This window comes from Pseudoalteromonas sp. T1lg65 (assembly GCF_051930985.1).
Taxonomy (GTDB): Bacteria; Pseudomonadota; Gammaproteobacteria; order Enterobacterales; family Alteromonadaceae; genus Pseudoalteromonas.
Genome location: NZ_CP196837.1, coordinates 2,917,214 through 2,937,992, shown reverse-complemented (window position 1 = coordinate 2,937,992; position 20,779 = coordinate 2,917,214). Strand labels below are relative to the sequence as shown.

General features: G+C 44.1%; 20 protein-coding genes. 3 read left to right on the top strand and 17 right to left on the bottom strand.

The features are described 5' to 3' along the window. Nucleotides 1-218 precede the first annotated feature (218 nt). Nucleotides 219-3,305 (top strand): diguanylate cyclase domain-containing protein, encoded by a 3,087-nt coding sequence (locus ACSLBF_RS12920; RefSeq protein ID WP_440053788.1) that lies wholly within the window; start codon nt 219-221, stop codon nt 3,303-3,305. Nucleotides 3,306-3,365: 60 nt separating this feature from the next. Here the strand turns inward: ACSLBF_RS12920 and dxs are convergent, their stop codons facing one another. The 3 genes from dxs to xseB all read right to left on the bottom strand — a co-directional run bounded on the left by dxs (nt 3,366) and on the right by xseB (nt 6,521). After that, the gene (gene dxs, locus ACSLBF_RS12915; RefSeq protein ID WP_440053787.1) at nt 3,366-5,231 is read right to left on the bottom strand and encodes a 1-deoxy-D-xylulose-5-phosphate synthase; all 1,866 of its coding nucleotides are present in this window, start codon (nt 5,229-5,231) and stop codon (nt 3,366-3,368) included. 154 nt (nt 5,232-5,385) lie between these two features. Further along, a complete protein-coding gene (ispA, locus tag ACSLBF_RS12910; RefSeq protein ID WP_440053786.1) occupies nt 5,386-6,282 on the bottom strand; it encodes a (2E,6E)-farnesyl diphosphate synthase in 897 nt (298 codons plus the stop codon). Further along, the gene (xseB, locus tag ACSLBF_RS12905) at nt 6,282-6,521 is read right to left on the bottom strand and encodes an exodeoxyribonuclease VII small subunit (RefSeq protein WP_440053785.1); all 240 of its coding nucleotides are present in this window, start codon (nt 6,519-6,521) and stop codon (nt 6,282-6,284) included. Before xseB ends, ispA begins: the two co-directional genes overlap by 1 nt. Nucleotides 6,522-6,748: 227 nt before the next feature. Here xseB and pomA point away from each other — a divergent pair, with 227 nt between their 5' ends. Both pomA and ACSLBF_RS12895 read left to right on the top strand, forming a co-directional pair. Further along, a complete protein-coding gene (gene pomA, locus ACSLBF_RS12900; RefSeq protein ID WP_440053784.1) occupies nt 6,749-7,516 on the top strand; it encodes a flagellar motor protein PomA in 768 nt (255 codons plus the stop codon). 2 nt (nt 7,517-7,518) lie between these two features. Continuing rightward, entirely contained in the window at nt 7,519-8,463 is a 945-nt protein-coding gene (locus ACSLBF_RS12895) for a flagellar motor protein MotB (RefSeq protein WP_440053783.1), read from the top strand. A gap of 67 nt (nt 8,464-8,530) precedes the next feature. Here ACSLBF_RS12895 and ACSLBF_RS12890 read toward each other — a convergent pair whose 3' ends face one another. The 14 genes from ACSLBF_RS12890 to ACSLBF_RS12825 form a co-directional block, all read right to left on the bottom strand. Beyond that, nucleotides 8,531-9,733 (bottom strand): aromatic amino acid transport family protein, encoded by a 1,203-nt coding sequence (locus ACSLBF_RS12890; protein WP_440053782.1) that lies wholly within the window; start codon nt 9,731-9,733, stop codon nt 8,531-8,533. Between the two features lie 154 nt (nt 9,734-9,887). Further along, a complete protein-coding gene (lipA, locus tag ACSLBF_RS12885) occupies nt 9,888-10,853 on the bottom strand; it encodes a lipoyl synthase (protein WP_440053781.1) in 966 nt (321 codons plus the stop codon). Continuing rightward, nucleotides 10,850-11,503, bottom strand: a complete 654-nt coding sequence (gene lipB, locus ACSLBF_RS12880; RefSeq protein ID WP_440053780.1) for a lipoyl(octanoyl) transferase LipB — start codon at nt 11,501-11,503, stop codon at nt 10,850-10,852. The genes lipA and lipB overlap by 4 nt, the downstream gene beginning before the upstream one ends. Before the next feature lie 16 nt (nt 11,504-11,519). Next, nucleotides 11,520-11,798 (bottom strand): DUF493 family protein YbeD, encoded by a 279-nt coding sequence (gene ybeD / locus ACSLBF_RS12875; RefSeq protein WP_440053779.1) that lies wholly within the window; start codon nt 11,796-11,798, stop codon nt 11,520-11,522. A gap of 179 nt (nt 11,799-11,977) precedes the next feature. Next, nucleotides 11,978-12,517: a hypothetical protein gene (locus ACSLBF_RS12870; RefSeq protein ID WP_440053778.1), complete on the bottom strand. Its 540-nt coding sequence runs from the start codon at nt 12,515-12,517 to the stop codon at nt 11,978-11,980. Nucleotides 12,518-12,779: 262 nt separating this feature from the next. Next, complete coding sequence (locus ACSLBF_RS12865; protein ID WP_440056232.1) at nt 12,780-13,943, bottom strand: serine hydrolase; 1,164 nt, start codon at nt 13,941-13,943, stop codon at nt 12,780-12,782. Nucleotides 13,944-14,017: 74 nt separating this feature from the next. Then, nucleotides 14,018-14,788 (bottom strand): septal ring lytic transglycosylase RlpA family protein, encoded by a 771-nt coding sequence (locus tag ACSLBF_RS12860; protein WP_440053777.1) that lies wholly within the window; start codon nt 14,786-14,788, stop codon nt 14,018-14,020. Beyond that, on the bottom strand, nt 14,788-15,894 hold the full coding sequence (gene rodA / locus ACSLBF_RS12855; RefSeq protein WP_440053776.1) for a rod shape-determining protein RodA: 1,107 nt from the start codon (nt 15,892-15,894) through the stop codon (nt 14,788-14,790). Before rodA ends, ACSLBF_RS12860 begins: the two co-directional genes overlap by 1 nt. After that, on the bottom strand, nt 15,891-17,765 hold the full coding sequence (mrdA, locus tag ACSLBF_RS12850; protein WP_440053775.1) for a penicillin-binding protein 2: 1,875 nt from the start codon (nt 17,763-17,765) through the stop codon (nt 15,891-15,893). Before mrdA ends, rodA begins: the two co-directional genes overlap by 4 nt. A 2-nt stretch (nt 17,766-17,767) precedes the next feature. Next, nucleotides 17,768-18,238, bottom strand: a complete 471-nt coding sequence (gene rlmH, locus ACSLBF_RS12845) for a 23S rRNA (pseudouridine(1915)-N(3))-methyltransferase RlmH (protein WP_440053774.1) — start codon at nt 18,236-18,238, stop codon at nt 17,768-17,770. Between the two features lies 1 nt (nt 18,239). After that, nucleotides 18,240-18,557 carry a ribosome silencing factor gene (gene rsfS, locus ACSLBF_RS12840; RefSeq protein ID WP_440056231.1) on the bottom strand — a complete coding sequence of 106 codons (318 nt, stop codon included), beginning with the start codon at nt 18,555-18,557 and terminating at the stop codon, nt 18,240-18,242. Between the two features lie 52 nt (nt 18,558-18,609). Further along, nucleotides 18,610-19,245, bottom strand: coding sequence for a nicotinate-nucleotide adenylyltransferase (nadD, locus tag ACSLBF_RS12835; protein ID WP_440053773.1), 636 nt, complete (start codon nt 19,243-19,245; stop codon nt 18,610-18,612). Next, entirely contained in the window at nt 19,242-20,285 is a 1,044-nt protein-coding gene (holA, locus tag ACSLBF_RS12830; RefSeq protein WP_440053772.1) for a DNA polymerase III subunit delta, read from the bottom strand. Before holA ends, nadD begins: the two co-directional genes overlap by 4 nt. Further along, entirely contained in the window at nt 20,285-20,779 is a 495-nt protein-coding gene (locus ACSLBF_RS12825) for an LPS-assembly lipoprotein LptE (RefSeq protein ID WP_440053771.1), read from the bottom strand. The genes holA and ACSLBF_RS12825 overlap by 1 nt, the downstream gene beginning before the upstream one ends.

The window sequence follows — 20,779 nt, the reverse complement described above, 5'->3', positions numbered from 1 at the left end:
ATAAATGAGCTATTTTGAAGCTAGGAAATGCTTTAGTAGCACCGCTCTCGCGTCCTGCTAACGCTTAGGTACCTACATCCGTGTAGGTAAGGCAAAAATTTTGCTATTTAGTTGTTCTAAATGAGAAATTTTTAACGAAGCTAATAGAGTATTTCCCCCTTCAAATTGGTTAGAGAGTTAATACAATTGGTATAATTGGAGTTAGAGACGGTATCAGCATGATGCGACTATTGTTTTTCGTTATTTTTGTATCACTATTGCTGTGTGGGAAGGTCCACGCGGCAATTGACGACTATGTTGTAAAACAATGGAACACGCAAAGTGGTTTGCCATCTCAGAGTATCAAAAGCGTAGTGCAAGACCTCGATGGTTACATGTGGCTCGGCACGCAGTTTGGGTTAAGTCGCTTTGATGGTCATCATTTTCAAAATTTTAATACGCAAAACTTTAACGCTCTACACAGTAATGCAATTAACAAGCTGCTCATTGATCGCTTTGGTATGCTTTGGGTCGGAACTCGGCGAGGTTTGTTACGTATCAATGTGCAGACGATGGACGCTCAGCGCTTTGATGTGCAAGGTCCCGTTCGAGATATTATTGAAGACCAAGACGGAAGTATTTGGGTTGCTGCAAACGGGCTCTACTACGCCTCCTACAAGCAGCTGTCATTCGCGCACAGTGATGTTGACCCAGCTCCACTAGAGATGAAGCAAATTAACCAAATTGTCGGCTCGGTGACCAAAATGACGTTGGCCCCCGATGGGATCTGGTTGATTAACGAACGACATCTATTGAAAATCAATGAAGCTGATAGTTACGGAAGCGACAACATAAGGCTAGAGTTAGCAAGCAAGGTTTCGCTGCCTGAGCAGCTGGCTCAAACAATCGTTCACGATTTGGCTTGGGTGGATGGCAAGCTATTTTTAGCCTCAGAACTTGGTGCTTACTTCTTGGATATCGATGAAGTACTAAGACGCTATCAAGAAGTCGGCAATACCGCAGTTTATAAGTTTTTGAGCGATCAAGAAGGTGGTCTTTGGGTATCGGCCTATGGCCGCTTGCTATATCGTCAAAGTAGCGGTGTTTGGCAAGCCGTGGAGCCGGTTCATCTAGATCAAAGTATCTGGTTTGCGGATATATTTTTAGATAAAGATAGAAACATTTGGTTTGCGAGTCTCAATGAAGGGTTATGGTTTGCTCACTCAGGAAAAGTTGAGCGTCATCATATTGGGGTGAGTGCGAACCAAGCTTTGTCTGCTATTGCTAAGAGTCCTAGTGGTGAAGTATGGGTAGCTAGCCGAGATGGCCTTGGTATCTTGACAGAAAACGATCTGTATCAACCTGTAATTTCTGCAGAGCAACTTGGCTATTCAGTAATTCATGATATGGAGTTTCAGGGCGAGCAGCTGCTGCTTGGCACTGATCGAGGTGCCATGATTTATCAAGATGGCAAGCTTACTAAATTGTCTCCTAGAGAACTGCGTCAAAACCCGGTGTTTTCAATTAGTCCTTCCAACAAAGGTGGAATGTGGTTAGGCACGGGCCGAGGCTTATACCGATTGGATTATAAAGGTTTAACACCGTTTACTTATAATGCATTTTTAGGCAGTCAGTTCGTCACTTTTATTACTGATACGCCACGTTTTGGCTTTATTGGAACCAACAAAGGCGCATATCGATACAACGATAGAGGCATTGAAAAGATAGGGGCTCAGACTTCGTTAGACACAGCCTATGTCACCAGTATTTTACACCTTGATGGCATTACTACCCTTGTTGGCTCGTTAAACGATGGACTATTTTACCGTTCCACAGAAGGTGGATGGTATCAGCTGGATACCGCGAAAGGTCTCCCCTACGGTTCTATTTTTTCATTGTACTTTGAAAAAACCAGCGAGTTGGTATGGGTGAGCACCATGAAAGGCGTTTACCGTATGCCAGTAGAGCAGTTTGCTGGTGAGATTGAAAGCTTGCAAGTAGAGCAGGTGATTAGTCCTTTTGACCGTCAGCTAGATGGTCGGCCTAGTCAGTGTTGTTCGGGCTTAGGTTTAGATGCGGTGGTAGAAACAGACGATGCGATTTTATATCCCAGCCTGCAAGGCGTAGTAGAGATATCAAAATCCATACAACTTTTTGGCGGCGATGAGCTCTATCCCAAAGTGGAGTCCATACAAACGCCAAGTCGTACATTGAATGCTAATTTGCTAAAACAGGCAATTGCACTTAATACCTCAGAGCGGGATTTAACAATTAAATATACTAGTATCGACTTTTATGCACCACAAAGCGTTGAGTTTCGGTACATGCTAAAGGGCCATGATACGGACTTTAGAGAAGCAAAATCGCGAAGAGAAGCTATATACACCAACCTACCTCCAGGCAATTTTACTTTTCTTTTAGAAGTTAAACGACGTGGCCAGGATTGGGTAAAAGCAAAGCAACTATCACTTAACATTGAACTGCCGCGACGTTTTGATGAAACGGTCTACTTTAGACTCTTTATTACCTGTACCTTTATTTTTATGTTCTATCTTATTTTCTGGGTGTTCCGAGCTCAGGAAAGAAGGAAGCAGGCATCGTTGGAGGCTTTGATCACTGAGCGAACTACAGAGCTTCGTAAAGCGAATGAAAAATTAAATCAGGTCAATACTCAACTTAAGTTGGTGAGTCATTCTGATGAGCTTACAGGGCTTAGAAGTAGAAGGTTTTTATTTGATCAGTTACCCAAGGATGTAGAGCATTATCAAAGAAATGCACAATCACTGCAGGCTCAGGATAAAAGCCTGGTGCTAATGATTATGAACATCGATGGATTTAGTAAAGTAAACGACTCTTACGGTCCAATCGGTGGTGATAGCTGTTTACAACAATTGGCAACGTTACTGAATTTACGAACACAAGGCTCAGATTATGTTGTACGTTGGAGCGGCGACGAGTTTTTATTATTGCTACGTGATTTCAGTCGCAACCAAATCGATAATTACGTGAGTGAGCTATGTAAAGCGATTGCCAACACCGAATTTAAGCTACCTAACGGCCGAGCTACCAAACTGACGGTATCGATGGGATGGTCTTGTTATCCGCTACCGCTTTTAGGCGGTAAAGTTATCGGCTGGGAAGCTTCGGTTAATCTTGCAGATCTCGCGCTGCATCAAGTAAAACAGCGTGGTGGTGACGGAGTGGCGACAATTGTGTTTGATGAGCAACTCGATGCGTTTGAGTTTGAGCAAAGTGGCAATATCGAAGCTCAGCTAGAATTGCTCCAAAGCAATGGGTTAGCCGAAATCAAGGTGTGGATGCGCTAACCAGAGTGTAGTTAGGTGAAAAAGCAAAGGCTTCCCAAGGAAGCCTTTGTTGTATTTGCTTTAGTGTTTTAGCCAAGCAGTGATTTGCTGAGTCAGTGCTTCGCTACTAAGCCCAAGCTCTGCATGGATCTCTTCTTGAGAACCATGTTTAATAAACTCATCTGGTAAACCGATATGTTTCACTGCTTTTAGATAGCCATGCTCAGAAAAATACTCGCTAACCGCAGAACCCGCACCACCTGCAATCGCATTATCTTCCAACGTTACAAAGTGGCTGTGAGTGTTGACGAGTTGATCGAGCAACTTGGTATCCAAAGGTTTTACAAAACGCATGTCGACAAGTGTCGCGTTAAGCTGCTGGGCCACGTCTCGTGCGTTGTCTAGCAGTGTACCAAAGTTTAAAATAGCCAGCTGTTCACCATTTCTGACTAGGTTAGCTTTACCGATTTCGAGCTGGGTCATAGTTTGCTCGACTTGAGCATCACCTGCACTGCCTCTTGGATAACGCACTGCCGCAGGCTGCTGCAACAGATGACCTGTATAAAGCATTTGGCGGCATTCGTTTAAATCACTAGGCGTCATAATGACTAAGTTAGGAATACAGCGCATAAAGCTCAGGTCGTATGCACCTTGGTGTGTTTCGCCATCAGCACCAACAACACCAGCACGATCGATGGCAAATAGCACAGGTAAGTTTTGCAATGCAACGTCATGTATCAGTTGATCATATGCGCGCTGCAAAAAGCTTGAATAAATTGCAACTACCGGATTTAATCCTTCACAAGCAAATCCAGCCCCAAGCGTGACAGCGTGTTGCTCTGCAATGGCTACGTCGAAATACTGTTCGGGATATTCTTTTGAAAAGCGCACCATACCGGAGCCTTCGCGCATGGCTGGTGTTATTGCCATCAAGCTAGGATCTTGTTCTGCCATATCACACAACCAGTCACCAAAAACTTTTGAAAAGGTTGGCTTGCTAGGTTTTGATTTTGGCAAGCTATTTTCACTAGGGTCAAACTTAGGTACGCCATGATAACCAATGGGATCCGCTTCGGCAGGCTTGTAGCCTTTCCCTTTTTGAGTTTTTACATGTAATAGCTGCGGGCCTTTCAGGTTTCGCATGTTTCTGAGTGTGTCAACCAATGCATCAACATCGTGACCATCAATAGGACCAATATAATTAAAGCCCAGCTCCTCAAAAAATGTCCCAGGAATGATCATGCCTTTTAAGTGCTCTTCCATTCGGCCTGCCAGTTCTTTGACCGGAGGAACACCTGACAATAACTTTTTACTGCCTTCGCGAATGTTGGTGTAGAAACTGCCTGATAAGATTTTTGCGAAATGGGTGTTGAGTGCACCGACATTCTCGGAAATGGACATTTCGTTATCGTTTAAAATCACCAGCATGTCAGATTTTATGTCACCTGCATGGTTCATCGCCTCAAATGCCATACCGGCAGTCATGGCTCCGTCGCCAATAACAGCCACGGTTTTTCTGCCCTTGGCTTCTTTCTCAGCAGCGATTGCCATAGCAAGTGCTGCTGAGATAGAGGTGCTAGAGTGTCCAACACTAAACGTGTCATATTCACTTTCACCACGGTAAGGAAATGGGTGTAAGCCATCTTTTTGGCGGATCGTGTGCATTTGGTCACGTCGGCCCGTGAGAATCTTATGAGGATAGGCTTGGTGTCCTACATCCCACACCAATCTGTCTTGCGGAGTATGGTAGACATAATGCAATGCTACGGTAAGTTCTACAGTACCTAGCCCAGATGCTAAATGGCCGCTACTTTGAGAGACTGAGTCTAACAAATATGCTCGCAGCTCATTACTTAAACTGCTTAACTTGCTTTGAGGCAGCTGCCTAAGCTGACTCGGATCGTCTATTAAGGCTAATAAGGGATACTTGCTACTATCAAGTTTCATGTTCTTTATCGAAGTCCTAAATGAGCAAGCCTATGCTCACTTCATGGTTATTTATTATTTACCAACTGCCCATCATATTATGTTCGTTGGCATATAAAAAGGGGTTCTCTGTAACTTTTCTATTCAACCAATGTAGTTGTATGTGTCAATTATACTAGTGGTCTCGGTCGATGATATATTTTGCCAAGTCGGCCAGTACCTGCGTATCCGCAGCGACCCTATCCAGTGCGTTAAGCGCGATTTGAATTAAATGCTCTGCTTTGGCTTGTGCTTGTGGTAATCCCAGTAAAGCTGGATAGGTCGATTTATTTTGGTCTATATCTGAGCCGCTTGGCTTACCCAATACTTCGGTACTACCTTCGATATCCAAAATATCGTCTCTAACTTGAAATGCAAGACCAACCGCATTGCCGTATTCAACGAGTGCTTGATACTCAGGCTCAGAAGGGTGTCTGCCTGCACTTAGCAATCCTAACTCTACCGAACATCGTAACAGCGCCCCGGTTTTTAAGCGATGAATACGCTCTAATTCAGTCAGTGAAATTTGCTGATCGGTAGCGTCCAGATCGAGTGCTTGACCACCTACCATCCCCTGCAATCCTGAAGCTTTGGCTAGGACATTAAGCATCTTCAATTGACTACCGATAGCTAGGCTATCTGATGGCTCACTGAGCAGTTCAAAGGCTAGGCTCTGCAAGGCGTCACCAGCCAAAATTGCGGTGGCTTCATCGTACATGATATGACAGGTCGGCTTGCCTCGACGCAATTCGTCATCATCCATGGCTGGAAGATCATCATGAACCAATGAATAGCTATGAATACATTCTATTGCTGCTGCACATGCATCCAAGTCTTGTTGGCTCGCACCAAATAACTCGCCGGTAGAATATACCAAAAATGGTCTCAGACGCTTACCACCGTTACTGATTGCGTATTGGGTCGCTGCCTTTATTTGATCGTCAGTATCTAGCTGTTGCTCGAAGTAGCGCGCGATAGTGTGTTCGACACGTTCTTTTGCCAAACCTAGCTTTTTAATTAACAGTGCTGTCATTATAACTCGTTATCAAAAGGTTGCAGGGTTGCTGCTTCACCTTCACCCATTAAAATCGAGACCTGTTGCTCAGCTTGTTGAAGCTTTTGGTGTGAGGCTTTCGCTAACTTAATGCCACGTTCGAATTGTTTCAGTGCTTGGTCGAGAGGCTGCGAGCCACTTTCCATTTCCGCGACTATTTGTTCAAGTTCTTGCATCGCTTCTTCGAAGCTTAAATTTTCAGGTTTTTTTACAGCCATCGCAGTGAGAACCAAGTTATGAGAAGTGGGGCAATTTTAGGGGGATTGAAGCTTAAGGTCAAAAAAACCAGTCACATTTTGACTAGAAAAAGTGGTATAGGTGTTAAGCAGCTTAAACTCGCAATTTAAGTACTTTTTAATATAATAATGTTAAGTTGTCGCTCGACTTGCCGATAACTCGAATAATAAGAACAATTTAACACTAATAACGCTCCCCTGGAGGAAATGTGGATTTAGCAACGGTAATAGGGATCCTAGGCGCAATAGGTCTAATTATCATGTCAATGGTGCTCAGTAGTGATGGTCAAGTAGCAATGTTCTACAACACGCCATCGGTCATCATTGTATTCGGTGGGTCTATATTCATCGTGTTATCACACTTTACACTCGGCCAATTTTTTGGAATTGGTAAAGTTACCGCAAAAGCGTTTATGTTCAAGCTGGAAACCCCCGAAGAACTGATTGAGAAAGCGGTAGAACTTGCAGACTCAGCGCGAAAAGGCGGTTTTCTGGCTTTGGAGGAGGCGGATATACCGAATCCCTTTATGCGTAAAGGCGTTGATATGTTGGTCGATGGCCATGACGCAGATGTGGTCAGGGCGACGTTGCAAAAAGATATTGCATTAACTTCTTCGCGTCATGAAGTTGGCGCTGGTTTATTTAAATCTTTGGGTGATATCGCACCTGCTATGGGGATGATAGGTACCCTAATTGGATTGGTTGCAATGCTCTCAAATATGGACGATCCCAAAGCGATTGGTCCAGCGATGGCAGTGGCACTTTTGACGACGTTGTATGGTGCTTTCCTTGCTAATGTCGTTGCTATTCCTGTGCAAACTAAGTTACTACTGAGAAAAGACGAAGAAGAGCGTAATCAGCGCTTAATTCTAGATGCCATTTTGGGTATTCAGGATGGACAAAATCCTAAGGTCATCGAAGGTATTCTGAAAAACTACCTACCAGAGTCGAAACGAGCTGTTGCTGCTGAGGAGTAGGTATGTCTGACGAAAAAGAATGCAAATGTCCACCACCTGGCTTGCCGGCTTGGATGGGAACATTTGCGGATTTGATGTCGCTACTGATGTGCTTTTTTGTTCTATTGCTGGCATTTTCTGAAATGGATGTGTTGAAGTTTAAACAAATAGCGGGCTCAATGAAGTTTGCGTTTGGTGTACAAAACAAAATAGAAGTAAAGGATATTCCCAAAGGAACCAGCGTGATTGCGATGGAGTTTACTCCGGGTAAACCCGAACCGACACCCATTGAAACGATCCAACAGCAGACCGTCGAAATGACCCAGCAAATGCTGGAGTTTCAGGCTGGTGATGAGTCCTCTGCTGGCGGTCGTCAAGAACAACGGGGTAATAAACGAGGTGGTGAATCCTCGAGTACCGCCCAGCAACAAGCTTCCACACAGGCTGTTGCAGCAGCCGAGCAGGAACAAGTAAACGAGCTAGTAAAGAAAATTGCTCAACAATTACAAAAGCAAATTATGGATGGCGCGATCGAATTAGAGTCATTAGGTCAGCAAATCATAATCCGCATTCAAGAAAATGGGGCATTTCCTTCAGGCAGTGCGTTTTTACAGCCAAAATTTAAGCCATTGATACAAGAAATAGCAGGGCTGCTCAAGGATGTGCCAGGTGAAATAACAGTCTCTGGGCATACCGATGATTTTCAGGTGACCAACGAGTTATATACCAATAACTGGGATTTATCTGCTACTCGGGCCGTTGCCGTAGCTTCGGAGATGCAAAAAGTCCCAGGCTTCGATAAAAACAGGATGGTGGTAGTCGGACATGCTGATACCCGCCCGTTGGTGCCTAATGAAAGCGATACAGATCGACGCCGAAATCGTCGTGTAGAAATATCAATCTTGCAAGGTAAAGCGAAAGAGTCCGACCCGATCGAGGTGAGTGGTGATGGTGAGCAACAGCCATAAAGCTACTAACTTGATAACTAAATATCGAAAAAGGAAGTAGTTAGACTACTTCCTTTTCTTTTGGAGCTTACCCTAAGCTTGGGATAAGCCCCATCATTTGCAGGATTTGTGATGTGATAATGATTACACCAAATAGCGCTGCGATCGTTAATCCGATATTGCCACCCTTAACCTGATAGCCTTGATTCTCGATTTGCTTACGTTGTTTTCTGACCATAGCAACAGGTAAAAAGATAGCCAATACCACCAGTGCAATGGCTGCATAACCGAGAGCCATAATAAACCCTTGAGGGAAGAATAGGGCAAACCCAAGCGGAGGCAAAAATGTGATTAATGCGGTCTTGATACGGCCACTGGTGTTGTCATTTTTCTTAAAAGCATCTGCAAAAAAATCGAACAAACCCAGACTCACGCCAAGAAAAGAAGTCGCTAATGCCAAATCGGCAAATAGGGTGATAAACAAATTCACATTTTCGTTATGCGCAATATTCGAAATACTGGCTACAAAACCTGGCAAGCCTTCGCTAGCCATTAAACTGCTTTGTCCCATGACACCTTGGCTGATGAGCTGCCAAAATACATAAATAACAAGTGGTAAGGCAGCACCAAACATCATGACTTTACGTAGTTGCTTGATATCTAGGCCAACGTATTTCACGATAGATGGAATAGAGCCATGGAAACCAAAAGAGGTGAATATGACAGGGATTGCGGCAATGACTAACCCTTGTTCTAATGGCATATCGATAAGGTGCTGACCGTGGACATAGGGGGTTAGAATAAAGAACAAACTCGTTAACACAATGACTTTAATCGTAAACAACACTTGGTTTAACTTATCAACCGTACTAGTGCCCAAAGTGACTATTGTGGCAATGGCAACAGCTAAGATTATTGAGCCGAGTTGTGGGCTTAAGCCTGCGCCGAGCCAATTGGTGAACTTTTCTTGCAGTTGTTGACCGCCACCAGCAATGTATGCAGCACAGAGTGCGTAAAACAAAAACACCATGGAAAAATTAGCGATGTACTGGCCTTTTTTGCCGAGTAGATTTTTTGCTAGGGTGTTCAGGGTTGCATCTTGATCTGCGTATTGATGTACTTCTAACATTAGTAGTGCAGTGTAAGTCATGATCACCCAGGTTACTGCAAGCAGTGAAATGGCGACTGAAAACCCAAGTCCCGCTGACGCTATTGGAAGGGCGAGCATTCCAGCGCCAATTGTGGTGCCAGCCACAATTAACATGCTGCCCAGAGTTTTGTTTTTAAGCACGACATGCCCCAAATTATTATTATGATGCCGGGCAAGATATAACGAATAGCGATGAATTGAAATAGTAAATCGGTATGTAAGTTGGGTACGGTTGTATTCTATTTGTTACAGAAATAAAAACACCGCTTACGGAAGCGGTGTTTTTATGACAGATTTATTTTACTTCTTTGCCTGCAGCTTGCTGATCTGCATGGTAGCTGGAGCGAACAAACGGCCCACATGCAGCGTGAGTAAAGCCAATTTCGTCGGCATACTCTTTTAGTGCATCAAATTCAGCGGGCGGCACATATCTTTTTACCGGCAGGTGGTGCTTGGAAGGTTGCAGATACTGGCCAACAGTGAGCATATCGACATTGTGCTCGCGTAGGTCACGCAGTACTTCTTCGATCTCTGGTATTTCTTCACCAAGTCCAACCATTAGGCCTGACTTAGTCTTAACTTCAGGATGGGCTTCTTTAAAGCGCTTAAGCAGTTCAAGTGACCATTTATAATCAGCACCAGGACGCGCTAACTTATACAGGCGCGGTGCAGTTTCTAAGTTGTGGTTAAATACATCAGGTGGTGTTTCAGACAGGATCTCAAGGGCTTTGTCCATACGACCACGGAAGTCAGGCACCAAAATTTCAATGGTAATGCCCGGATTGTGTTTGCGAATTTCACGAATACAATCGGCAAAATGCTGAGCGCCACCATCACGTAAATCATCACGATCTACAGAAGTAATGACTACATAGCTCAACTTCATATCTTTGATAGTAAGTGCTAGTTTTTCAGGTTCTTGCGCATCAGGCTTTAATGGACGACCGTGTGCAACATCGCAAAATGGACAACGGCGAGTACAGATTGCACCCAAAATCATAAAGGTCGCAGTACCGTGATTAAAACATTCTGATAAGTTAGGGCAAGATGCTTCTTCACACACCGAATGCAGGCCATGCTTACGCATTGCTTGCTTGATACCGTCAATACGTTCACTTGACTTTGGTAGCCTGATCTTTAGCCACTCTGGTTTTCTGAGCATTTCTTCGCGCTCTGTCGGCATGACTTTAACCGGGATCAATGCCATTTTTTCAGCATCGCGGAGCTTTACCCCAGGCTCCATTTTGACTGGTTTACTCATTCGTTTTCAAACCCTTCAGTATATTCAACATGCTCCGCTTTGATGCGCTCAAGCATGTGTTTTATCAGACCATCACCTGCTTCTTGCAAAGATTTTGGACCATTTAAATCGATTGTTTGCACCATGTTCATGCCTGCGTAACCACACGGATTGATACGCAAAAATGGGCTCAAGTCCATGTTGACGTTTAGTGCGAGCCCATGAAATGAACAGCCACGACGGACACGCAACCCCAGTGAAGCTACTTTGCTATCATTTACATACACGCCGGGTGCATCGGCTTTAGCGTAAGCGTCGATACCGTAGTCTTTAAGTGCAGCAATTATGGCTTCTTCAAGCCAAGTTACCAGCTCTCGAACACCAATCTTTAGACGTCGTAAATTTAACAACACGTAAAGCATCTGTTGGCCAGGACCGTGATAGGTAACTTGACCACCACGATCGACTTTGACCACTGGAATATCACCGGGCGCCAGTAAATGTTCTTCCTTTCCGGCTTGACCTTGAGTAAAAACGGGCGTGTGCTCTACCAACCAAAGTTCATCGGCTGTGTCATCGTCACGATCATCAGTAAAGGCCTGCATTTTTTGCCAAATAGGTTGGTAATCTTGCAACCCAAGTTGGCGAACAATCAGCTTTCGAGCGCTCATTACTTTCCTTCGATGATTAAAGTACGTAACGGACGACTTCGATGCTGCCAATCTCAGTATAGATTTGCTCGATATGTTCTTTTGAAGTCACAGTCGCAACGACTGTCACTGATTCATAAGTCCCTTTGCTACTTGGTTTCACCTTCGGGGCATAATCACCCGGTGCAATCTGTTGCAAAGTGGTGAGGATTTGGTCCGTCAAATTAACATCTGCAAGGCCCATAATTTTAAAAGTAAATGGGCAAGGAAATTCTAAGTATTCGTCAAACTTAGTATTTTGAACTGGTTTTACCACGACGGTATCCTTTAAAACTTACTACTTAATACGCAATATGATGGCGACAAGCCGCATTTACAAGAGTGACTTTGACTCTTAGTAAGACCTGCGCTCACCAATTAATCAGCGTATTCTATCATTTTTAAGACAAAAAAAAACGTCCATGAGCAGGACGTTGTTGATGAAGGGTTTTGAAATTAGTTACTGTCAGTAATGATATCTTTGCAATCGTTAAAAACCATTAGAGCAATAATCAGTAAGAAGCAGTGATTGGTAACAGCTAAGCCAAGAGAATCAATAAATATTCGGAGCACAGTTACTGAGGACAGCAACACTAACATTGCCACTTTTTTGTGCTTAAATTGACTCACTATCGTTTCTTTCGATCGCAAAGTTTTGCTGCTTAACACACCTACAAGGTGATGCACAACCGCAGCAACCAACAGCAGGTTGATGCAGGTAATCAGTATCGCTGGTACTGGGAAAATAATAATGCCCGCCATCATAAGAGGGAATATCAGTAAGCATCCAAACTGAAGTCCGTGTGACTTTTCGGCTGGTGTTTTGTTGAGGTGCGTAGTGAGTTCATCAAGTGCAGCATACAGCGCAATATAAAAGCCGATATATAATAACGCGGGAATGTTTAAAAAATTGCTTAGCAGAAAGCAGGCAATAAACATTGCCATGCTAAGGTGCACATAAATGGGGGATTGTTTAAAGTATTGAGGAACAGTCATGGTTGGATTTCCTTACATTTCTTCCTTGTATATTTGGACCTTAAATCACATTGCACAGCTTTATCTTTAAATGTCTGGTTGATTTTTAATTCTCTCTCTTTACTTTGTCAATACAATGGACACTGCAGTTGTTGTAATGAAGAAGGTTGAAGTAGATGAAGCTTGTTGGTTTCTTTGCGAGGGGAGTATTTGAGAAAATGCTATCAACGAGGAGTTAATAAGGCCAACTTTTCCTATTCCGGTTGGCCTGTTGAAAGGTAATCTATTGAGAGATTTGCAATCTTAGGTAGTCATAGATTTTGCTAAAGAAACCGCCTTCTGCAACTTCTTCCAAAGTCACCAGTGGATACTGGGCAATGTCTTCACCTTCTAACTGTAGATACAAAGTACCGACCTTTTCACCTTTCGCAATGGGGGCTTCTAGTGTTTTATCAAGCTCAAAGTGAGCTTTTAGGTTGTCGCTTTGACCGCGCGGGATGGTAATTGGCGTATCTTGCATAATACCAAGAGAAACGGTTTCTTGATTACCCATCCAAATACGTTGCTCAGCGAAGCTGTCGCCAGCTTTGTATGGAGTGATTGTTTCATAGAATCTGAAACCGTAGTTAAGTAGCTTTTTGTTTTCTACTTGTCTTGCACGTTCACTCTCTGTGCCCATGACTACAGCGATCAGGCGCATGTCGTCTTTGGTTGCAGAAGTCACCAAGCTATAGCCTGCCTCTGAAGTGTGGCCGGTTTTAATGCCGTCAACGTCGAGGCTTGCATCCCACAATAATGTGTTACGGTTGTATTGTTTGATGCCGTTATAAGTGAACGACTTTTCTTTGTATAGCGCATATTCTTCTGGTACATCTCTGATCAGCGCTGCCCCCAAAGTGGCCATGTCTCTGGCTGTAGTGAAATGTTCGTTGGTGTCTAAACCATGGCTATTGATAAAGTGACTGTTTGTCATGCCTAGTTTTTCAGCGTGGGCATTCATTAAATCGGCGAATGCGCTTTCGCTACCAGCAATGTGCTCAGCCATGGCAACACAGGCGTCGTTACCCGATTGAATAATGATACCGCGGTTAAGGTCCTCGACGCTCACTTGTTTGCCTACTTCAATAAACATCTTTGATGATTCTGGGAAGTTTTTAGCCCAAGCCTTTTCACTAATAGTTACCATATCCGAAGGCGAAATGTTGCCTGACTCGATTTCAGTACCAATGACGTAGCTGGTCATCATTTTGGTCAAACTTGCAGGTGCAAGTTTAGTATCAGCATTGCCTTCTGCAATTACTTTGCCCGTCGTGAAGTCAACTAGAATGAAGCCTTTGGCATTAACCTGAGGCGGTGAAGGTAAAATGGCTGCATTGGCACCCGCAAGTGTAAAAGTACACACTAGCCCAAGAAGATTTTTGGCAATTTTTGATTTGATTGAAGTCATCATGCTCGCTTTTTTGTTTATCGGCAATTAGCGCCAGTTACTGATTTAGGCGGTAACTTGGCTTTAACTATATTCTAAAGTTCCTGCTCACTGTAAAGCAAGAAGGCTCGGTTAAATTGATTGTTTCTTAACTTTTCGAGTAAGGCTTGTGCTTTGCTATCATCTTGTAGCGGCCCTACACGCAGTTTGTATAAATTATTTTCGAAAGTGATGGGAGTTCCTAACCCATATTGCTCTCGAAGCTGTCCGGCAAGCAGTTGTAAGTTCTCTAATTTACTGCCCGCAGCGACTTGTACATACGTTAATCTTGGATTAGTTCTGTTGAGTGTGACAGCTTCAAGCTTAACTCGTGCTGTACCTTGGGTATGATAGCCGAGTTTGTACGCTGCAGCATATGACAAATCAATGACCCTTTCGTCATGAAATGGGCCTCGGTCATTAACTCTAACAATGGCGGACTTGCCATTATCTAAATTGGTGACTTTGACAAAACTTGGTAATGGCAGAGTCTTGTGTGCAGCTGTCATATCGAACATGTTATAGATTTCACCGTTTGAGGTATGGTAGCCATGGAATTTTCTGCCATACCAAGAAGCAATCCCTTGTTCGGTATAACCTTTTTCATCAGACATTGGCGTATACCGAACCCCATTAATAACGTAAGGGCGGCTAGTGGCAACGCTTTTGGCCTCATCTGTGACAATCGCGTCTTGCATTTCTAACGCGGTAGGAACGCGCAATGGCGCTTTGTCGTGGCGAATATGGTAGCGACTACTACAGGCAGTTAAGGTTAAGAATATTATTATCAATAACAAGGTATTGAAAAAGGCGCTAGTCGATTTCATTACTTTAATAACATCCTCTTATCGGTTGCGATGGACATAATAATGCCAAAACCCGCCATCAACGTCACCATGGATGTGCCACCATAACTAATAAGCGGTAGCGGAACCCCAACAACGGGCAACAACCCAGACACCATTCCGATATTAACAAAAATGTAGACAAAGAAAGTCATTGTTAGTGCGCCTGCAAGTAATTTACTAAACGCATCTTGTGCCCTTACGGCAATGTACAGCCCGCGGCCAATAATAAATAAATACAAACCGAGTAAAATGGTCACGCCAGTGAGACCAAATTCCTCTCCAAGTACTGAAAAGATAAAGTCGGTGTGGCGTTCTGGTAAAAACTCCAATTGCGACTGTGTGCCATGCATCCAGCCTTTACCCTCAATTCCACCAGAGCCAATGGCAATTTTGGACTGGATAATATGGTAGCCAGCGCCCAATGGATCGCTCTCTGGATTCAGAAATGTCAGCACACGTTGTTTTTGATAGGCATGCATACCATAGTGCCAAAATGCAAAGCCGCCGGGAATGGCAAGCAGTAATCCTGCGCCAATCAAACGCCAGCTGAGGCCTGCTAAGAACAACACAAAAATCCCGGAACTGGCAATTAAGATTGAGGTACCTAAGTCAGGTTGCTCTTTGATTAAAATGGTGGGCACAAGCACAATGATAAAGCCACCCAGTAAATTGATAATACTTGGTGGTAAATGAGAGCGGCCAATAAACCAAGCGACCATCATGGGAACAGCCAGCTTCATTATTTCAGACGGTTGAAAACGAGTAACGCCTAAGTCTAACCAACGCTGGGCCCCTTTACTGCTTACTCCCACGAATAACACCGCCACAAGCATCACTAAGCCGGTCAAATAAGCTGGGATCACCACCCGTTTTAGGGTGTTTGGTGAAAGCTGCGCCATAAAAAGCATTGCCAGTATGGCACCAAACATTCGCGTAGCGTGACGAGTTAGCATTCCTGTATCTTGACCGCTGGCACTATAAACGATGGCTAAACTGCCTAACATCATCGCCATAAGCGCGAGTAGTAAGGGTAAATCCAAGTGGATTTTCTGCCAAAAAGAGCGCTGCTGGGTGAGTGGCGTCATGATTCAGGCTCCTTGGGTAGTGGGTAGGCCGAAAAGTAATAATCCATCAGTTGCCTTGCGATTGGAGCGGCGACAGTACTACCTCCACCTTGGTTTTCAACGACAACGGCCACAACGATCCGCGGGTCACTGAACGGTGCAAATCCCACATAAATGCCATTATCGCGATGTTTTTCTTTGAGCTTTTTAGCATCATACTTTTCACCTTGGGCAATGCTAACAACCTGAGCAGTACCGGTTTTACCTGCTGGGTCGTAATCCGCCCCTTTAAACGGGGTACTCGCAGTTCCTTCTAACACGGCGTTGTGCATTGCTGTGAGAGCAATATCCCAGTGGTAAGGGTTATTCAGCTCGATAGGTGGCTTCTCTTCGGTATAAAGCCGCTCTATAATTTCGCCTTGTTTAGAGACCTGCACTAAGTGCGGCTGATAATTTTTCCCTTTATTAACCAGTATGTTTAATGCGTTGGCAATTTGTACTGGTGTTGCCGTCCAGTAACCTTGCCCAATACCGACAGAAATTGTATCTCCAGGCCACCATGACTCTTTGAAACGTTCTCTTTTCCATTGTGTGGTAGGCATAATGGCTGACGTTTCTTCGTAGATATCAATGCCTGACAATTCACCGAAACCAAACTGACTCATAAAGTCACTAATTTTGGTGATCCCAAGCTTATATGCCGTGGTGTAAAAATAGGTATCACAGGACAGTTCTATGGCGGTGTAAACATCCACTTTTCCTTTGGCATGGCCCCACGCCTGCCAATCTCGCCAACGGTGGTCAACACCAGGAATTTCAAAAAAGCCCGGATCATAAATGATGGTATCTTCCTCAACAATCTCTTCTTCCAAAGCAAGTATTGCTAAATGTGGCTTTACGGTTGATGCCGGAGCATAACGGCCTTGCGTAGTACGGTTAATCAGAGGTAAGTCAGGGTTTAAAAGGGCTTTGTAGTCTTTGGAGCTTATGCCGTGAACAAACAAATTAGGGTCATAACTGGGATTGGAATAAAGCGCCAAAATTCCACCATCTTTGGGATCAAGCGCAACAACGGCACCACGATTGTCGCCAAGAGCATGTTGGGCTATTTGTTGTAAACCAATATCAAGTGTCAAGACGAGGTCTCGCCCAGGAGTTGGGGTTTCCATGCTCAAGGTGCGAATAATTCGACCTCGGTTATTCACCTCTACTCGTCGAGAGCCTACAATGCCATGCAGGTGTTGCTCATAAAATTTTTCTATGCCCAATTTACCAATATCGTAAGTGGCTCGGTAATTGGTGGCTCTACCTTCTGCTTCAAGTTCTTCTAGTTCTTTTTTGTTAAGCTTGGAGACGTAGCCCAAAGCATGTGTCAGGGTGTCACCATAAGGGTAATATCGAGATAAACGAGCCTCGATACTAAAGCCGGGAAACTTATGTTGGTTAACGGACATAATGGCCACTTCTTGCTCATTTAAGCGGCCCTTTAGTACTTGGCTTTTAAATCTACGCTTATTGCGTATTTCCTTCTTAAACTCGGTGATTTGTGACTCAGTAAGCTCAATAAGCTGGCTAACTTCAGCTAATGCGGCATCCAAGTCTTCGACTTGCTCGGGAACCACCTCAAGATTGTAAACTGGTCTATTTTCAGCCAGCAGAACACCGTTTCTATCGTAGATAAGACCTCGGTTTGGCGCGACAGGCAAAACCTTAATACGGTTTTCGTTAGAGCGAGTTTTGTATGTTTGGTGTTCTTTAATTTGTAGGGTGTAGATATTGTGAAACAAAATTCCAATTAAAATGACAACAAAAACAAAGCCGACAAAAGCTCGCCTTGCGAACAAGTTTGCCTCTGCTGAATGATCCCTTATCGTCGGCCTTGTTTTTAGCATTATTATTCTCTGTGATATGGGTGATTGTTATTTAAGCTCCAGCCTCGATATAAGCTTTCTGCTACCACAATTCTAACCAATGGGTGGGGCAATGTCAGATTTGATAATGACCACTTTTGCTCCGACGCAGCAATGCACTCAGGCGCAAGACCTTCTGGGCCACCAATGAGCAGGCTGACATCTCGGCCATCATGTTGCCACTTTTCCATATTCGCTGCTAGCTGGTGTGTATCCCAAGGTTTGCCAGTCACCTCTAGAGTAACTATACGATTTCCTTTTGGGATTGCTGCTAAGGTTTTTTCACCTTCTTGTTGTAAAATTCGCTTAATGTCAGCGTTTTTACCACGTTTCCCAGCAGTGATTTCAATTAACTCCAGTGGCATGTCCTTTGGAAAACGACGCTGGTATTCTTTAAAGCCAGTTTCGACCCAAGCGGGCATTTTGGTGCCAACAGCAACGAGTTGGATCTTCACATCAACCCCAAAGTTTTTCTAAATCGTAAAACGCTCTGGTTTGCTCTTGCATTACGTGCACAACCACATCGCCAAGGTCAACCAGTACCCATTCCCCCACATCTTGGCCTTCTTGACCAATGGGAGGCTCGCCGGCATCGCGAGCTGACTTAGCAACATGATCCGCGATCGACTGAGCATGGCGCTTTGACGTGCCTGTGCAAATAACTAAATAATCAGTGATAGAAGAGGTTTCTCGTACATCTAAATGCACCACATCACGCGCTTTCATATCGTCAACTTTGTCTAGCGCGAATGCTAATAGTTGTTTTGAGTCCAAGTTTATTTCTCTGTTTTGCAAATAATCGATAATTTTAACATGCTTTTCAAGGCTATTCAGCATACAGACGATGCTGATTAATATATTCTATGACTGGCCTTGTTAGCCATTGTTCCATGCGGTCGGTATTTTGTTGGGCAATCGCTTTACGAATATCGCTTGAGGCAATGTCTCGTTGCACACCATCTAGAAAAAAGCAGTGACCAGCTTGTGTTGTGGTTAGCTTGGTGACGTCGCTGGTGATAGCGCTTTTAAGATAATTTGTTAACGCACTATCAGGTGTATTGTCTTGCCCTGGACGTTGATACACTACCAAATGGCACAGTTTCGTGATTTCTTGCCAGTGATACCACAGGTGGAAAGTATTAAAAGAATCCATCCCCATTAAAAATATGATGGGGGAATCTCCAGCCTCTTGTCTTAACTCTTGTAACGTCAGCAAACTATAGGATGGACCTTGTCGTAGTAACTCGCGTTCATCAATTTTTAGCACATCGTGATTTTGCAACATCAGCTTGAGCATATTGATGCGATGAGCATCTGTAATACTGGGGCGTTGCTTGTGTACTGGAATAGCGCAGGGCAAAAAGTACAAGCTCTGCAGTTGCAGTGTTTCAGCACACTGTAACGCCATATTCAAATGTCCCAAGTGAGGAGGATCAAAGGTACCACCGAGCAGCGCAATCATGACAGCTCCGAACGAGTGATCGGCAACGGTATCGGTATAGGTTGGACGAATGTTAAGGCAATATGTGCGAGTGCTTGATAGGGCGCAACCACTCGTCCTTCTTTATAAGCAACATCAAACTCAGACATTTGCCCGATAAGAGATTTGATGACCTTCACCGGGAGCCTGTCTAACGCCTGTTGCGTCATTGCCTGTTGGTTTTTCCAAACATTATGCTTTTTGAACGCTTCTTCTAATGGTGTGCCTGATTGCCACGCATTTTTGATGTTAAGAAGCAGTTTGGCCTGATTTTGCAAGGTCCATAGAATGCTGACCGGTTCGACATTATCGGCAGCTAGCTTGTTAAGCACTTTGATTATCAGTTTAGCGTTACCGGTTAAGATGCCTTTGTTTAAATCAAAAATATCAAACTTGGCTTGATTTAATAAGCCAGTGACGATTTGTTGCTCATCAATTTGGCTTTTGCCATAGAGTAAAGACAGCTTTTCTAGCTCTTGATGAGTTGCCAACAAATTGCCTTCGGTAGCCTGCAATAGGGCGCGCCGAGCAGGCACAGTGATAGCAAGCTTAAGACGTTTGCATTCATCGTCAAACCAACGTTCTAAATGTCGTCCTGTCAGGGCGTAGCAAGGGACAAACACACCTTGTTTTTCCAGCGCTTTAAACCACGCGGTACGTTGTACATCTTGCCCTGCACCTAGTCCTTTTAATAGTAAAACAACGTCAGGGTTGGGGTTCTGGGCAAGCTCTTTGAGTAATTGACTACCTGCGGCAGGGATTTTTTGCTCGTTTAAATCCAGTTCAATCAGGGTTTTAGCACTAAATAGCGACATGCTATTGTACTGAGCTATTAGTTCTTGCCAATCGAAGCCAGGTAGCAGCGCAAATTTTATAACTTCATCAAAGCCTTGACGTTGCGCACAGGCACGAATTTCTAGTACACAGTTACCTTGTTGGAAGGGTTCTTCGCCAAATACCATATAAAAAGGCGAGAGCCCTTTACTCAACGTTGTAGTGAGTTGATTTGCATAACAGCGCATTATATTTGTGAGAGCTCTCGGATAATACGTTCGCTGGCTTGTCGGCGAAGCTCGCTTACAATGAGTTCCAGCTCTTTCGCTTTGGCAAGGGCATTATCAGGATCGTCTTGATAATTTCGATAAAGCTCAAAAGTCTGTTCGACCGCTTTACCACTAGGACGGGTAACACGATAAGACACTTTATAAGCTAATTCGTATTGGGCCACCTGTCCGTTTTTAAATAAGCTCAGTGTTTGACGTTCCAAAGAATCTTTAAATAGATGGAGCTCAGACACTTGTTTTGCGCGAGTCGGATTTAGCGTTACCTGCGCGCGTATCAGATCAGATTTAAGCTGCTCGTATAACTCTGAGCGCGCATCATCTGCGCTCAGAGTTAGTACTTTTAAATCATCCGGCAAGTAGGAAGCTTGCTTCAAATGAAATCCGCAGCTTGTGAGTAGCAAGCAAACTAGCACAAAGGCGAGTTTGCTTGATTGCCACAGTACGTTGCGCAT

Coding starts and splice junctions, on each gene's coding strand:
- dxs (WP_440053787.1), bottom strand. CDS start 5,231: ATGAAACTTGATAGTAGCAAGTATCCCTTATTAGCCTTAATAGACGAT.
- ACSLBF_RS12920 (WP_440053788.1), top strand. CDS start 219: ATGATGCGACTATTGTTTTTCGTTATTTTTGTATCACTATTGCTGTGT.
- ACSLBF_RS12895 (WP_440053783.1), top strand. CDS start 7,519: ATGTCTGACGAAAAAGAATGCAAATGTCCACCACCTGGCTTGCCGGCT.
- ACSLBF_RS12860 (WP_440053777.1), bottom strand. CDS start 14,788: ATGAAATCGACTAGCGCCTTTTTCAATACCTTGTTATTGATAATAATA.
- nadD (WP_440053773.1), bottom strand. CDS start 19,245: ATGATTGCGCTGCTCGGTGGTACCTTTGATCCTCCTCACTTGGGACAT.
- xseB (WP_440053785.1), bottom strand. CDS start 6,521: ATGGCTGTAAAAAAACCTGAAAATTTAAGCTTCGAAGAAGCGATGCAA.
- mrdA (WP_440053775.1), bottom strand. CDS start 17,765: ATGCTAAAAACAAGGCCGACGATAAGGGATCATTCAGCAGAGGCAAAC.
- ACSLBF_RS12825 (WP_440053771.1), bottom strand. CDS start 20,779: ATGCGCAACGTACTGTGGCAATCAAGCAAACTCGCCTTTGTGCTAGTT.
- ACSLBF_RS12870 (WP_440053778.1), bottom strand. CDS start 12,517: ATGACTGTTCCTCAATACTTTAAACAATCCCCCATTTATGTGCACCTT.
- lipA (WP_440053781.1), bottom strand. CDS start 10,853: ATGAGTAAACCAGTCAAAATGGAGCCTGGGGTAAAGCTCCGCGATGCT.
- holA (WP_440053772.1), bottom strand. CDS start 20,285: ATGCGCTGTTATGCAAATCAACTCACTACAACGTTGAGTAAAGGGCTC.
- rodA (WP_440053776.1), bottom strand. CDS start 15,894: ATGACGCCACTCACCCAGCAGCGCTCTTTTTGGCAGAAAATCCACTTG.
- lipB (WP_440053780.1), bottom strand. CDS start 11,503: ATGAGCGCTCGAAAGCTGATTGTTCGCCAACTTGGGTTGCAAGATTAC.
- ispA (WP_440053786.1), bottom strand. CDS start 6,282: ATGACAGCACTGTTAATTAAAAAGCTAGGTTTGGCAAAAGAACGTGTC.
- ACSLBF_RS12865 (WP_440056232.1), bottom strand. CDS start 13,943: ATGACTTCAATCAAATCAAAAATTGCCAAAAATCTTCTTGGGCTAGTG.